At 59.2% G+C, this 15,429-nt stretch carries 11 protein-coding genes; 6 read left to right on the top strand and 5 right to left on the bottom strand.

Annotated features, from left to right (window positions below; genetic code table 11):
- Window positions 1-30 precede the first annotated feature (30 nt).
- The 4 genes from IB250_RS10415 (at window position 31) to IB250_RS10430 (ending at window position 5,938) form a co-directional block, all read left to right on the top strand.
- Window positions 31-633: a DsbA family protein gene (locus IB250_RS10415; RefSeq protein WP_192344147.1), complete on the top strand. Its 603-nt coding sequence runs from the start codon at window positions 31-33 to the stop codon at window positions 631-633.
- Window positions 626-2,443, top strand: a complete 1,818-nt coding sequence (locus IB250_RS10420) for an ABC transporter ATP-binding protein (protein WP_192344032.1) — start codon at window positions 626-628, stop codon at window positions 2,441-2,443. Before IB250_RS10415 ends, IB250_RS10420 begins: the two co-directional genes overlap by 8 nt.
- A gap of 196 nt (window positions 2,444-2,639) precedes the next feature.
- Window positions 2,640-5,099, top strand: coding sequence for an EAL domain-containing protein (locus tag IB250_RS10425; RefSeq protein WP_192344033.1), 2,460 nt, complete (start codon window positions 2,640-2,642; stop codon window positions 5,097-5,099).
- Between the two features lie 44 nt (window positions 5,100-5,143).
- The gene (locus IB250_RS10430; RefSeq protein WP_192344034.1) at window positions 5,144-5,938 is read left to right on the top strand and encodes a TenA family transcriptional regulator; all 795 of its coding nucleotides are present in this window, start codon (window positions 5,144-5,146) and stop codon (window positions 5,936-5,938) included.
- A gap of 140 nt (window positions 5,939-6,078) precedes the next feature.
- Here the strand turns inward: IB250_RS10430 and IB250_RS10435 are convergent, their stop codons facing one another.
- From IB250_RS10435 to IB250_RS10455, 5 genes are all read right to left on the bottom strand, one after another.
- Entirely contained in the window at window positions 6,079-7,005 is a 927-nt protein-coding gene (locus IB250_RS10435; RefSeq protein ID WP_192344035.1) for a GGDEF domain-containing protein, read from the bottom strand.
- Between the two features lie 374 nt (window positions 7,006-7,379).
- Window positions 7,380-8,120, bottom strand: a complete 741-nt coding sequence (locus IB250_RS10440; protein ID WP_063341138.1) for a YciK family oxidoreductase — start codon at window positions 8,118-8,120, stop codon at window positions 7,380-7,382.
- Between the two features lie 116 nt (window positions 8,121-8,236).
- Window positions 8,237-8,908: an N-acetylmuramic acid 6-phosphate phosphatase MupP gene (gene mupP / locus IB250_RS10445; protein ID WP_063341137.1), complete on the bottom strand. Its 672-nt coding sequence runs from the start codon at window positions 8,906-8,908 to the stop codon at window positions 8,237-8,239.
- A gap of 4 nt (window positions 8,909-8,912) precedes the next feature.
- Entirely contained in the window at window positions 8,913-9,611 is a 699-nt protein-coding gene (gene ubiG, locus IB250_RS10450; protein WP_192344036.1) for a bifunctional 2-polyprenyl-6-hydroxyphenol methylase/3-demethylubiquinol 3-O-methyltransferase UbiG, read from the bottom strand.
- Window positions 9,612-9,682: 71 nt separating this feature from the next.
- On the bottom strand, window positions 9,683-11,017 hold the full coding sequence (locus IB250_RS10455; RefSeq protein ID WP_192344037.1) for a TRZ/ATZ family hydrolase: 1,335 nt from the start codon (window positions 11,015-11,017) through the stop codon (window positions 9,683-9,685).
- A gap of 109 nt (window positions 11,018-11,126) precedes the next feature.
- On the opposite strand from IB250_RS10455, the gene mtnA reads away from it, so the two are divergent.
- Together mtnA and gyrA are read left to right on the top strand one after the other, a co-directional pair.
- Entirely contained in the window at window positions 11,127-12,203 is a 1,077-nt protein-coding gene (mtnA, locus tag IB250_RS10460; protein WP_192344038.1) for an S-methyl-5-thioribose-1-phosphate isomerase, read from the top strand.
- Window positions 12,204-12,648: 445 nt separating this feature from the next.
- On the top strand, window positions 12,649-15,318 hold the full coding sequence (gene gyrA / locus IB250_RS10465) for a DNA gyrase subunit A (protein ID WP_008071610.1): 2,670 nt from the start codon (window positions 12,649-12,651) through the stop codon (window positions 15,316-15,318).
- Window positions 15,319-15,429 lie beyond the last annotated feature (111 nt).

The following is a 15,429-nucleotide window of genomic DNA, read 5'->3' on the forward strand; positions in this document are numbered from 1 at the left end:
GTACGTCGCCTGCTCTATGTGATGGACCCGATGTGTTCCTGGTGCTGGGGCTTTGCGCCAGTGGCCAACGCGCTGGTCGAGCAGGCGCAGGCGGCGGGGGTGGACGTGCATCTGGTCGTCGGCGGTTTGCGCACCGGCAGCGGCTCAGCGCTGGAGCCGACCACCCGGCGCTACATCCTTGAACACTGGCAGGCGGTCCACGAGGCCACTGGCCAACCGTTCAAGTTTGAAGGCGCGCTGCCTGACGGGTTCGTCTACGACACCGAGCCTGCCTGTCGGGCGCTGGTGACGGCGCGCAGCCTGGCACCGGATTGCGCGTGGAAACTGCTCGGGTTGATCCAGCAGGCCTTCTACGCCGAAGGTCGCGACGTCACTCACGCCAGTGTGTTGGTGGAGCTGGCGGAGCAGGCCGGTTTGCCGCGCATCGAATTCGCCGCCGCCTTTGACCGTGCCGATCAGCACGCAGCCACCGCTGCCGATTTCACCTGGGTCCAGGACCTGGGCATTGCCGGTTTCCCGACCTTGCTGGCAGAGCGTGATGGTCAATTGGCGTTGCTGACCAATGGGTATCAACCGTTGAATGTGTTGTCACCGTTGCTCGGCCGCTGGCTGGAGCGCGCTGCCTGTGCATGACCTGCCCGACGACGTTCCAGCCCCTGCACGTGTCGACCGTCTGAGCTGGGCAGAAATCCGTCGCCTGGCCCTTCACCATAAAAAATCCCTGTGGATCGCCAACGGCGTCGCGGTATTGGCAACGCTGTGCAGCGTGCCGATCCCCTTGCTGTTGCCGTTGCTGGTGGACGAAGTACTGCTGGGCCACGGCGACGCCGCGCTGAAAATCATGAACCACGCGCTGCCCGACGTCTGGCAGAAAGCTGCGGGTTACATTGGCCTGATGCTGCTGGTGACTCTGGCACTACGCTGTGCGGCGTTGTTGTTCAACGTGGTGCAGGCGAAGTTGTTTGCGGCGCTGGCCAAGGACATCGTGTATCGGATCCGGGTGCGGTTGATCGAACGGCTCAAATGCATTTCGCTGGGGGAATACGAAAGCCTGGGCAGCGGCACGGTGACTACGCACCTGGTCACCGATCTGGACACCGTGGACAAATTCGTCGGCGAAACCCTCAGTCGTTTCCTCGTGGCGATGCTGACGCTGGTGGGCACCGCCTCGATCCTGATGTGGATGCACTGGAAACTCGCGCTGCTGATCCTGCTGTTCAACCCGCTGGTGATCTATGCCACGGTGCAGTTGGGCAAGCGGGTCAAACACCTGAAGAAACTCGAGAACGACAGCACCTCGCGCTTCACCCAGGCCTTGACCGAAACCCTGGATGCCATCCAGGAAGTGCGCGCCGGTAATCGTCAGGGTTTTTTCCTCGGACGGCTTGGCCAGCGAGCGCGTGAAGTGCGCGATTACGCGGTGAACTCGCAGTGGAAAACCGATGCATCGAACCGCGCCAGCGGCTTGCTGTTCCAGTTCGGCATCGATATTTTTCGCGCCGCGGCCATGCTCACCGTGCTGTTTTCCGACCTGTCCATCGGCCAGATGCTGGCCGTGTTCAGCTACCTGTGGTTCATGATCGGTCCGGTGGAACAACTGCTCAACCTGCAATACGCCTTTTACGCCGCCGGCGGTGCGCTGTCGCGGATCAACGAGTTGTTGGCCCGTGCTGATGAGCCGCAATACAGCGGCAGTGTCGACCCGTTTCAGGGGCGCGACACGGTAGGCATCGAAGTTCAGGGATTGAGTTTCGGCTATGGCGACGAATTGGTGCTGAACCAAATGAACCTGTCGATTGCCCCCGGTGAAAAAGTCGCGATTGTCGGCGCCAGCGGGGGAGGCAAAAGCACCCTGGTGCAGTTGCTGCTGGGCTTGTACACACCGTTGGCCGGCACCATCCGTTTCGGTGGTTCGACTCAGGAAGAGATCGGCCTGGAAACCGTGCGTGAAAATGTCGCCGTGGTCTTGCAGCACCCGGCACTGTTCAACGACACCGTGCGCGCCAACCTGACCATGGGCCGCGAACGCACCGATGAAGCCTGCTGGCAGGCATTGGAAATTGCTCAGCTGCACAACACGGTGCGTGAACTGCCCAATGGCCTGGACAGTATTGTCGGGCGCTCCGGTGTGCGTTTATCCGGCGGGCAGCGTCAACGCCTGGCGATTGCGCGGATGGTGTTGGCCGAACCCAAGGTGGTAATCCTCGACGAGGCCACGTCCGCCCTGGACGCGGCCACCGAATACAACCTGCACCAGGCACTGGCGCGGTTCTTGAGCAACCGCACCACGCTGATCATTGCGCACCGGTTGTCGGCCGTGAAACAGGCCGACCGTGTTCTGGTATTCGACGGTGGCCAGGTTGCCGAGGATGGCGACCATCAGCAGCTGATTGCCGATGGTGGTTTGTACGCCAAGCTTTATGGGCATTTACAGCAGCACTAGATTAATGCCACAAGACGTTCAGGGCATTTTCCCCGGCAAGGATTAGCACATGAAGACGAGCCAGCCCTGAATCGCCGGGACTGTGCTGCTGTTGAGCATGAGCTTCCCCGGCTTGCCTAGAGTGAGAACCCATCCTAGTCTAGCGGTAGCGTTTTCGTCCGGACGACGATCGAGCAGTGTTAAGACAAGGGACCTCATGAAGCCAAAAAGGACTCTCGCAACCCCTCGGTTGTTGGGCATCGTCTGGCCTTTTATCGCCGTCGTGTTATTTCAGGCATTGTTGGGAGGCGGCAGTCTTTACGTTCTTTCGGCGGTTCGCGGTTACGTCGGCGGGGAAAGCCTGTGGTCCAAGGGCCAGAAAGACGCCATCTATTACCTCAATCTCTACGCCGACAGTCGCGACGAAACGATTTTTCTCAAATACCAGAACGCGATTGCGGTGCCTCAGGGTGGCCATGAATTGCGTCTGGCGCTGGACCATCAGCCACCGAATATCGAGGCAGCGCGAATCGCGATCCTCAAGGGCGGCAACCACCCGGACGACGTCTCCAGTCTGATTTGGCTGTACCTCAATTTCCGGAATTTCAGTTACCTGGAAAAAGCCATCGAGCTGTGGACGGTCGGTGACGCGTACCTGGTGCGACTCGATGACGTCGCGCGGGAGATGCATCAGCGTATTGCCGATAGCCAGGTCACCGATGCCGACGTCAAACGCTGGAAAGAGCAGATTTTTGCCATCAATGATGGCGTGACGCCTGCCGCCAAAGCATTCAGCGATGCCTTGGGCGAAGGCTCGCGGGTGATTCTCCGGCTGCTGTTGGTGACGAACCTGGCTACTGCGTTGGGTTTGATTGTGTTGGCGCTGTTGCGTACGCATAAACTGCTCAAGCAGCGCCATGCCTTCGCCGATGCCTTGCAGTTGGAGAAAGACCGGGCGCAGATCACTCTGCAATCGATTGGCGACGGGGTTATCACCACGGACGTCGAGGGCGCGATTGTCTATATGAATCCGGCCGCCGAGGCCTTGACTCACTGGAAGGCCGAACAGGCGGCGGGGTTGCCATTGGCGGCGCTGTTCAATCTGCTGGACGAGAGTGCTCAGGCCGACGGTTTTACCTTGATCGAGCACATTTTGAGCGGTCAGCTCAGCGGTGGCAGCGAGCATTCAAAACTGATCCAGCGTCTGGATGGCAGCACGGTTTCGGTCACTCTGGTCGGCGCGCCGATCCGCAATACGGGCAGGGTCAGTGGCACCGTGCTGGTGCTGCATGACATGACCCAGGAGCGGCAATACATCGCCAATCTGTCGTGGCAGGCGACTCATGATGCGCTGACCGGATTGGCCAACCGCCGCGAGTTCGAATATCGGCTGGAGCAGGCCCTGCATAACCTGACGCGCCAGGCGGGGCGTCACGCCTTGATGTTTCTCGACCTGGATCAATTCAAACTGGTCAACGACACCTGCGGCCATGCGGCGGGCGACGAGTTGTTGCGGCATATCTGTGCGTTGTTGCAATCAGGTTTGCGCGAAGGCGACACCCTGGCCCGGCTAGGGGGTGACGAGTTTGGCGTTCTGTTGGAAAACTGCGCGCCGCAAGCAGCCGAGAAAATCGCCGAAGGCCTGCGCCAGACCGTGCAGAACCTGCATTTTGTCTGGAAAGGCCGGCCGTTCGTGACCACCGTGAGCATTGGCCTGGTGCATGTGGTCCAGAGTCCGGCCACCCTTGAAGCTTCATTGCGTGCCGCTGACATGGCCTGTTATATGGCCAAGGAAAAGGGCCGCAACCGGGTTCAGGTCTATCACGCCGACGACTCGGAACTGTCCTTGCGGTTTGGCGAAATGGCCTGGGTGCAGCGCCTGCACGTGGCGCTGGAAGAAGACCGCTTCTGCCTGTACGCCCAGGAAATCGCGCCTCTTGGCCCTGGTGAGCATGGCGGCGGGCATATCGAAATACTGCTGCGCCTGCATGACGAAGCGGGACGCATGATTCTGCCGGACAGTTTCATTCCGGCCGCCGAGCGTTACGGTTTGATGACATCGATTGATCGTTGGGTGGTGGAGAACGTTTTCAAAGTCATTGCCCAGTGCGTCGCCGAAGAGCGCGAAGGGCCGTTGGCCATGTGTGCGATAAATCTGTCAGGTATTACTATCGGAGATGAGGCATTCCTGGACTTCCTTCGTGAACAGTTTGTTGCATATTCAATTCCACCTGAAATGATTTGTTTTGAAATTACAGAAACCAGCGCGATTGCAAATCTGGCTAGCGCAACTAAATTTATCAATGAACTCAAAGGTTTAGGTTGTCATTTTTCGCTAGATGACTTTTGTGCCGGTATGTCCTCATTCGCTTACTTGAAACATTTACCTGTAGACTTCCTGAAGATCGACGGGAGTTTCGTAAAGGATATGCTGGACGACCCGATTAACCGCGCCATGGTCGAAGTGATCAATCACATCGGTCATGTCATGGGTAAGCGCACGATTGCAGAGTTCGTTGAAACACCTCAGATCGAGCAGGCATTGCTGGAGATCGGAGTGGATTACGCTCAAGGGTATGTGATTGAACGCCCGCATCTGTTTACCTGGGATAGTTTGCAAAGTCGTCCTGCCAGGCCCCGATCCTTGTTGTTCAAGGCGCCGGGTACGTTCCGTTGAAATCTCTTGTTGATCTTAAAATCACAATCAAAAGGAGCGCGACAGTGATCGAGACATTCAACAGAACCGGACCACTCATGGAAGCTGCAAGTTATCCCGCCTGGGCTCAGCAACTGATCCAGGATTGCAGCGAGAGCAAGCGCCGGGTTGTCGAACACGAACTGTATCAACGCATGCGAGATAACAGACTCAGTGCAAAAACCATGCGTCAGTACCTTATTGGTGGCTGGCCGGTGGTCGAACAGTTCGCTTTATACATGGCACAGAACCTGACCAAGACCCGGTTTGCGCGCCACCCTGGCGAAGACATGGCGCGTCGCTGGCTGATGCGCAACATTCGCGTCGAATTGAACCATGCCGACTACTGGGTGCACTGGAGCCGTGCCCACGGTATCAGCCTGGAAGATCTGCAAGCGCAACACGTGGCACCAGAGCTTCACGCCTTGAGCCATTGGTGCTGGCACACCAGTTCGTCGGACTCGCTGATCGTGGCCATCGCCGCCACCAATTACGCCATCGAAGGGGCGACGGGGGAGTGGTCGGCCCTGGTTTGCTCCAATGGCGTCTATGCGGCCTCGTTCCCCGAGGAAGATCGCAAGCGGGCCATGAAGTGGTTGAAGATGCATGCCCAGTACGACGATGCCCATCCATGGGAAGCCTTGGAAATCATCTGCACCTTGGCGGGCATGAACCCGAGCAAAGCGCTGCAAGTGGAATTGCGCCAGGCGGTCTGCAAAAGTTACGACTACATGTATCTGTTCCTGGAGCGTTGCATGCAGTTGGAATTGGCAGCAAAAGCACCTGTAGCCCGTGAGCGGATGGAGCTGGCCGAAAGCTGATCCTCTGAAAGCAACACAAACCAAATGTGGGAGCGGGCTTGCTCGCGAAGAGGGCTTAACATTCAACAGAGATGCTGAATGTAAGACCGCTTTCGCGAGCAAGCCCGCTCCCACATTGGTGATACAGCGGTGCTGAAATATCAGCCTGCCATTGCCAACCGGTTACGCCCCTCACGCTTGGCCACATACAACGCACTGTCGGCCCGTCGCAACAAACTCTCGGCAGACTCGCCGGGCAGCAGCGTCGAGCAACCGATGCTGACCGTCAGTTCGATCATCTTGCCCTCGGCCACATAGTCCTGAGCCTGCGCCGCAAACCGCAGTCGTTCACCGACCATGGCTGCTGCTTCCCGACTGGTGTTGGAAAGCAGAATCAGAAATTCTTCGCCACCAAAGCGGAACACCATGTCGACGTTGCGCAACTGGTTTTTGATCGAGGCTGCGACGGCCTTCAGCACTTCATCGCCGGCGCTGTGCCCGTAGGTGTCGTTGATCTGTTTGAAGTGATCGATGTCCAGCATCAACAGCGACAGGGGCTGCGAGTGTCGCCGCGACATCTCGATTTCCCGTTCCAGCGTCTGATCCATGGCGATGCGGTTGCCGGTATCGGTCAGCGGATCACGCAATGCACTTTGGGTCGCCGCTCGGTAAAGCAGGGCGTTTCGCATGGGGAAGAGCAGGGTCGACAACAGTGACTCCAGGTTGCCCTGTTCCTGTTCGCTGAAACGTTGATTGCGACGGAACACCAGCTCACCCAATTGCTCGCCTTCATGGCTGAGGCTGTAGCTGATTGAATGATGGCCTCGCGCGCCGAATTGCAGGCGCAAGTCGCTGGGCTGATGTTCGTAACTCAAGGCATCCAGCGGCACCAGGCGCTGAATTTCACGGAAGAAAAGTCCGAGAATGCGTTGCGGCTCAAGACTGGTTTGCAGTTGCAGGCCCAGCGTTTGACGCAACTGCGCAAGACTGTCGGGCCGCTCCAGGAGGGGAGGCTGCTGACCAAAGCCCAGGCGTTGCAATTTGGCACTGTCGAAGTCAATTGCGTTGGTCTGGGAAGGTGATTTCATATGGCGTGAGCCCCTAAGCAGTAAGGCTGTCTTACAGGCTGGGTGAGAGCGGCTTTGGGCTGCGCGTCATACTGGTCCATCAGTCCCGTAGGACATTTGGCACGAGTTTAGTCCGCTTTGCCGAAGATTAGTAACCTCTCGGCTCAAGCTCCGCCTCGTCTGCTTTCACACGGCGTGTCTGAACAAAATTAGAGCGAAAGTCGTGCCATTCGGTTCAGTCGAATAAAAAGCTTTAAAAATCAAAATGCTGGAAGGTCATGCGAGGGGAGTTGCGCAGCATGATGACATTTATTTGACTTGAAGCAGGGGTAGTTACCACCGGGTTTGAGTGCCGCGGCGGGAAGCCGTCGCGGCAGAAAAGCGACGCACGGGCACTACTGAGCGTTGAATGCCTGGCCATTGATGCCGGTGCTGTCCGGACCCATGAGGTAAAGGTAGACCGGCATGATCTCCTCAGGGGTTGGATTATTCAGCGGGTTTTCACCGGGGTAGGCTTGGGCGCGCATGCTGGTGCGGGTGGCGCCGGGGTTGATGCTGTTGGAGCGCACCGGTGCCACGGTGTCTACTTCGTCGGCCAGGGTTTGCATCAGGCCTTCGGTGGCGAACTTGGAAACGCCGTAAGCGCCCCAATACGCACGGCCCTTGCGACCGACGCTGCTGGAGGTGAACACCACCGAGGCGTCCTGAGACAGCTTGAGCAGTGGCAGCAAGGTGCTGGTGAGCATGAACATGGCGTTGACGTTGACGTGCATGACGCGCATGAAATTCTCGCCGGACAACTGCTCGATCGGTGTGCGCGGCCCGATGATGGATGCGTTGTGCAGCAAGCCGTCGAGGTGGCCGAACTCGGTCTCGATCATGGCTGCCAGTTCATCGTATTGATGAGGCAGTGCGGTTTCCAGATTGAACGGAATCACGGCCGGTTGTGGATGCCCTGCCGCTTCGATTTCGTCATAGACCTGAGTCAGGTTGGCCTCGGTCTTGCCCAGCAGCAGCACGGTGGCGCCGTGGGCGGCGTAGGTTTTTGCAGCGGCAGCACCGATGCCACGGCCAGCGCCGGTGACCAGGATGACCCGGTCCTTGAGCAAGTCAGGGCGGGCGGAATAATCAAACATAAAAACCTCAACATAATCCGTTAACAGGGCCGAAAAGATCGCAGCCTTCGGCAGCTCCTACGCCGATCGCGGTTCTCCTGTAGGAGCTGCCGCAGGCTGCGATCTTTTGATTTGAATCAGCAACTGCACAAAGCGTTATCCAACACCTCGAGCAACGCCAGCGGATGATCGATCACTACGTCCGCGCCCCAGTGCTTGGGGTTATCGTCCGGGTGAATATAACCGTAGGTCACCGCACAGGTTTTGGTGCCGGCATCGCGGCCGGACTCGATGTCCCGCAGGTCATCGCCGACAAACAGCACGCTGGCCGGGTCCAGGTCGAGCATCTTGCACGCCAAAATCAACGGCTCCGGATCCGGTTTGCTGTTCTTCACATGATCGGGGCAAATCAGCACTTTCGAACGGTCAGCCAAGCCCAACTGCTGCATGATCGGCTCGGCGAAACGTACCGGCTTGTTAGTGACCACGCCCCAGATCAGGTTGGCCTTTTCGATTTTTTCCAGCACCTGGGCCATGCCGTCGAACAGATGGCTGTGGACCGCGCAACCCTTGAGGTAGCGGTCGAGGAATTCCTGACGCAGTTCCTCGAACCCCGGCGATTCCGGGTCCATGGAAAAGTTTGCGGCGACCATCGCCTTGGCGCCACCGGAAATTTCATCGCGAATGTGTTGAGTGTTGATTGGCGGCAAACCACGATCAGCGCGCATCGCCTGGCAGATGGCGATGAAATCCGGCGCGGTGTCGAGCAGGGTGCCGTCCATGTCGAAAAGAACTGCTCTGATACGCATCGGCTTACTCCTCGCGCAGGGTCTGGATCATGTAATTGACGTCCACATCGGTCGCCAGTTTGTAATGCTTGGTCAGTGGATTGTAGGTCAGGCCGATGATGTCCTTGACGGTCAGGCCGGCCATGCGGCTCCAGGCGCCAAGCTCGGAGGGGCGGATGAATTTCTTGAAGTCGTGGGTGCCGCGAGGCAGCAACTTCATGATGTATTCGGCGCCGACGATGGCGAACAGATAGGCCTTCGGGTTGCGGTTGATGGTGGAGAAGAACACCTGGCCGCCCGGTTTGACCATCTTGAAGCAGGCGCGGATCACCGACGATGGATCCGGCACGTGTTCGAGCATTTCCAGGCAGGTGACCACGTCGAATTGTTCGGGCATTTCTTCAGCCAGGGCTTCGGCGGTGATCTGCCGGTACTCGACGCTCACGCCGGATTCCAGCTGATGCAGTTGAGCGACGGCCAGCGGCGCTTCGCCCATGTCGATGCCCATCACGGTCGCGCCGCGCTGGGCCATGGCTTCGCTGAGGATGCCGCCGCCGCAACCGACGTCGAGGACTTTCTTGCCGGCCAGATGGACCCGCTCGTCGATCCAGTTGACCCGTAGCGGGTTGATGTCGTGCAGCGGTTTGAACTCGCTTTCGCGATCCCACCAGCGATGGGCCAGGGCTTCGAATTTGGCGATTTCGGCGTAGTCGACGTTGCTCATGGTGTCAGTCCTCTAAAACTTGAAAAATCCTGTTGCCCCGGTTTTGGTCCAGGGTGCTTACAATTCGGTGCTTACGATTCGGCATGGCCGCTGATGCGCTGGCCCCAGGCCTTGGCGGTGGCGCACAGCTGCGCCTCATCCAGGCGGGTCAGGCGGCGGTCGTCGAGCAGTTGCTTGCCGGCGACCCAAAGATGTTTCACGCAGTCGCGGCCAGTGGCATAGATCAGTTGCGAAACCGGATCGTAGACCGGTTGCTGCGCCAGGCCCGACAGGTCGAACGCGACGATGTCCGCCGCTTTACCGACTTCCAGCGAACCCGTTTCAGCTTCGATGCCCAGCGCACGGGCGCCATTGAGCGTGGCCATGCGCAGGGCGCGATGGGCGTCCAGCGCCGTGGCCGAGCCGGCGACGGCCTTGGCCAGCAACGCAGCGGTGCGGGTTTCGCCGAGCAGGTCGAGGTCATTATTGCTGGCCGAGCCATCGGTGCCGACCGCCACGTTGACCCCGGCCCGCCACAAACGCTCGACCGGGCAGAAACCGCTGGCCAGTTTCAGGTTCGACTCCGGGCAATGAATCACATGGGTGTTACTTTCTACCAGCAGCATCAGGTCTTCATCGCTGATCTGGGTCATGTGAACGGCCTGCAGGCGCGGCCCGAGCAGGCCCAGGCGACCGAGGCGGGCCAACGGGCGTTCGCCGCACTGCTCGACCGACTGCTGCACTTCGAAAGCGGTTTCATGGACGTGCATGTGAATCGAGGCGTCCAGTTCTTCGGCGATCACCCGGATTTTTTCCAGGGTTTCGTCGCCCACGGTGTAGGGTGCATGGGGTCCAAAGGTGACTTTGATCCGCTCGTGATGCTTGAGATCACCGAATAATTCGACGCCCTGACGAATGGCTTCATCTGCCGTGGCAGCGCCTGGAATCGGGAAATCGAGGATCGGAATGGCGATCTGGGCGCGAATGCCGCTGTTATGGACGCGTTCGCTGGCGACCTTCGGGAAGAAATACATGTCGGAGAAACAGGTGATGCCGCCTTTGATCTGCTCGGCGATGGCCAAGTCAGTGCCATCGCGTACAAAAGCCTCGTCGACCCACTTGGCTTCGGCCGGCCAGATGTGGTTTTCCAGCCAGCTCATCAAGGGCAGATCGTCGGCCAGGCCGCGGAACAGCGTCATTGCCGCATGCCCGTGAGCATTGATCAGGCCGGGGCTGAGCAGCATGTCCGGCAATTCGCGGACTTCGGTTGCGTTAAACTTCAAGGCTGCTGCGCGCGGGCCGATAAATACGATACGACCGTCGCGGATGCCCAGGGCATGCTCTTTAAGGACCACGCCAGCCGGTTCGACAGGTACCAGCCAGGTCGGCAGCAATAACAGGTCGAGCGCAGCGGTGGGGGTCGGCATCGAAAGTCGGTTCCAGTGCTTTTGTAAAGGATGGCGAAGTATACCCGAGCGTCTTCGCGGGGGGATCGCTATAATCGATGGCTTTTGTTCATGAGTGCGGGGTAAGTGGATGCGCGATCGACTGTTGGCTGCGGAGAAGGTGAAAGCCATCGATTGGCGTGATGGCGCCCTGTATCTGCTGGATCAGCGTATTTTGCCATTCGAGCAAACCTGGATCGCCTACACCAGCGCCGCGGGCGTGGCTGAGGCCATTCGCTCAATGGTGGTGCGCGGCGCGCCGGCCATTGGTATCAGTGCGGCGTATGCCATGGTGCTGTCAGCCCGCGCCCGAATTGCCGAGGGCGGTGACTGGCAGGCCGCGTGGGAAGAGGATTACGCATTACTGGCCGATTCCCGTCCAACAGCGGTTAATCTGTTCTGGGCCTTGAGTCGCATGCGCGACCGCCTGGACCGCCTCAAGGACGACGCAGACCCTCTGGCGGCGCTGGAGGCCGAAGCCATCGCCATCCATGAAAGTGATCGCGAAGCCAACCTGACCATGGCTCAGTTGGGCGTGGACTTGATCCGCAAGCATCAGGGCAACGCCCAGGCGATCCTCACGCACTGCAACACCGGCGCACTGGCCACCGGCGGCTTCGGCACGGCACTGGGGGTGATTCGCGGGGCGTTCATCGAAGGCATGGTCGAGCGCGTCTACGCCAACGAAACCCGCCCATGGCTGCAGGGTTCGCGATTGACCGCATGGGAATTGGCCAATGAAGGCATTCCGGTGACCCTCAATGTCGATTCCGCCGCCGCGCACATCATGAAAACCAAGGGTGTGACCTGGGTGATCGTCGGTGCTGACCGCATCACCGCCAATGGTGATGTGGCGAACAAGATCGGCACCTACCAACTGGCGGTCAACGCCATGCACCACGGCGTGCGCTTCATGGTGGTGGCGCCGAGTTCGACCATCGACATGAACCTGGCCAGTGGCGATGAGATTCCCATCGAAGAGCGCGATGGTCGCGAGTTGCTGGAAGTCGGTGGCAAGCGGCTCGGGGCGGATGTCGATGCGTTCAACCCGGTGTTCGATGTGACCCCGGCTGACCTGATCGATGTGATCGTCACCGAAAAAGGCATCGTCGAACGGCCGGATACCGCGAAAATGGCGCAGTTGATGTGCCGCAAGCGATTGCATTAAGGCTCTTTGGCGTCTGATAAATTGCCTTCGCGAGCAAGCCCGCTCCCACATTGGATCAGTGTCGGTACAAATTCTGCGACCGACTCGGTCCAATGTGGGAGCGGGCTTGCTCGCGAAGAGGCCCTGACAGTCAACAAATATCGCTGATCAGGCCGCTGATTCTCCATTCAACACGGCTCTAAGCCCCTCTCGTCCCTTTCAAGCCTGTCACCGGTCAACTAACTATGCTCCATGCGCATCTGGGGGATAGGTGCGTGGCGGCTCTTGTGATAACATCCGGCGGTTTCCAGGGTAGCCTGATGTGGCTGCCTTTACTGCGCAGATCCATGGCATAACTCGTTGATTTGTCGTAAGTCGGTGCACGGCACTCAGTCTGCATCGGCGAGCTTCGTTCGTCCCATATGGATGTGACGAAGTTTCACCAGAAAAAGGAATCAGGCTTCTCATGGGCGAACTGGCCAAAGAAATCCTCCCGGTCAATATCGAAGACGAGCTGAAGCAGTCCTACCTCGACTACGCGATGAGCGTGATTGTCGGGCGGGCACTGCCGGATGCGCGCGATGGCTTGAAGCCCGTGCACCGGCGTGTGCTGTTCGCGATGAGCGAGCTGGGCAACGACTTCAACAAGCCGTACAAGAAATCTGCCCGTGTTGTCGGTGACGTGATCGGTAAGTATCACCCTCACGGTGATACCGCGGTGTACGACACCATCGTTCGGATGGCGCAGCCATTCTCGCTGCGTTACCTGCTGGTAGACGGTCAGGGCAACTTCGGCTCGGTGGACGGCGACAACGCCGCGGCCATGCGATACACCGAAGTGCGCATGACCAAGCTGGCGCACGAGCTGCTCGCTGACCTGCACAAAGAAACCGTGGACTGGGTGCCGAACTACGACGGCACCGAAATGATCCCGGCGGTCATGCCGACCCGTATTCCCAACCTGCTGGTCAACGGCTCCAGCGGTATCGCCGTGGGCATGGCGACCAACATCCCGCCGCACAACCTCGGTGAAGTCATCGACGGTTGCCTGGCACTCATCGACAACCCGGAACTGACCGTCGATGAGCTGATGCAATACATCCCCGGTCCGGACTTCCCGACCGCCGCGATCATCAACGGTCGCGCCGGCATCATCGAAGCCTACCGCACCGGTCGCGGGCGCATTTACATGCGTGCCCGCTCGATGATCGAAGACATCGACAAGGTCGGTGGTCGTCAGCAGATCGTCATCACCGAACTCCCTTACCAGCTGAACAAGGCGCGTCTGATCGAGAAGATCGCCGAGCTGGTCAAAGAGAAGAAGCTCGAAGGCATCACCGAGCTGCGCGACGAGTCCGACAAGGACGGTATGCGCGTCGTGATCGAACTGCGTCGCGGCGAAGTGCCTGAGGTGATCCTCAACAATCTCTACGCCCAGACCCAGCTGCAAGCGGTGTTCGGTATCAACATCGTCGCGCTGATCGACGGCCGTCCGCGGATCCTGAACCTCAAGGACCTGCTGGAAGCGTTCGTTCGTCACCGTCGCGAAGTGGTGACCCGTCGTACCGTGTTCGAGCTGCGTAAAGCGCGCGAACGTGGCCACATTCTGGAAGGTCAAGCGGTTGCCCTGTCGAACATCGACCCGGTCATCGCCCTGATCAAGGCCTCGCCAACGCCGTCGGAAGCCAAGGAAGCGCTGATCAGCACGGCCTGGGAATCTTCCGCCGTTGTCGCGATGGTCGAACGTGCCGGTGCCGATTCGTGCCGTCCAGAGACTCTGGACCCGCAATACGGTCTGCGCGACGGCAAGTACTTCCTGTCGCCGGAACAGGCGCAAGCCATTCTGGAACTGCGTCTGCACCGTCTGACCGGTCTGGAGCACGAAAAGCTGCTGGCCGAGTATCAAGAGATCCTCAACCAGATCGGCGAGCTGATCCGCATCCTCAGCAGCGCCACGCGCCTGATGGAAGTGATCCGCGAAGAGCTGGAAGTGATCCGCGCCGAATACGGCGATGTGCGTCGCACCGAGATTCTCGATGCCCGTCTCGACCTGACCCTGGGCGACATGATCCCGGAAGAAGAGCGCGTCGTGACCATTTCCCACGGTGGCTACGCCAAGACCCAGCCATTGGCTGCGTACCAGGCTCAGCGTCGTGGCGGTAAAGGCAAATCGGCCACCGGCGTCAAGGATGAGGACTACATCGCTCACCTGCTGGTCGCCAACAGCCACACCACGCTGCTGCTGTTCTCCAGCAAAGGCAAAGTGTACTGGCTGAAAACCTACGAAATCCCGGAAGCGTCCCGCGCTGCCCGTGGTCGTCCGCTGGTCAACCTGCTGCCGCTGGACAGTGATGAATACATCACCACCATGCTGCCGGTCGAGGAATACACCGAAGGTCACTTCATCTTCATGGCCACTGCCAAAGGCACCGTGAAGAAGACCCCGCTGGAATCCTTCAGCCGTCAACGCAGCGTCGGTCTGATCGCGCTGGAGCTGGACGAAGGTGACGTACTGATCTCTGCCGCCATTACCGATGGCGAGCGTGAAGTCATGCTGTTCTCCGACGGCGGCAAGGTGACTCGCTTCAAGGAAACCGACGTTCGTGCCATGGGCCGTACCGCTCGCGGTGTCCGTGGCATGCGTCTGCCGGAAGGCCAGAAGCTGATTTCCATGCTGATCCCGGAAGAAGGCAGCCAGATCCTCACCGCTTCGGCACGTGGTTTCGGCAAGCGCACTGCGATCACCGAGTTCCCAGAGTACAAGCGTGGCGGTCAGGGCGTTATCGCCATGGTCAGCAACGAGCGTAACGGCCGTCTGGTCGGCGCAGTCCAGGTGCTCGATGGCGAGGAGATCATGCTGATTTCCGACCAGGGTACGTTGGTTCGTACCCGTGTCGACGAAGTCTCCAGCCTGGGCCGTAACACCCAGGGCGTAACCTTGATCAAGCTGGCCAGCGATGAAACGCTGGTGGGCCTGGAGCGGGTTCAGGAGCCGTCGGAAGTCGAAGGCGAAGAGCTGGAAGGCGAAGGGCTCGAAGGTGAAGAGGGTGCAGTGTTCGACGGTGAAGTCGTGATCGACGACGTTGCCGAAGACCAGCAACTCGACGCCGCCGCTGACGAAGAGCCGCAAGAGTAAGCGGGCAAGCAGGGGGCGGATGAAGATTCGCCCCCTTGTTGTTTGTCCGTATGAAAATATCGACACCCATGGAGATCCCTTGTGGGAGCGGGCTTGCTCGCGAAGACGGAC

Origin of the sequence: Pseudomonas sp. PDM09 (assembly GCF_014852305.1) — a bacterium.
Taxonomy (GTDB): domain Bacteria; phylum Pseudomonadota; class Gammaproteobacteria; order Pseudomonadales; family Pseudomonadaceae; genus Aquipseudomonas.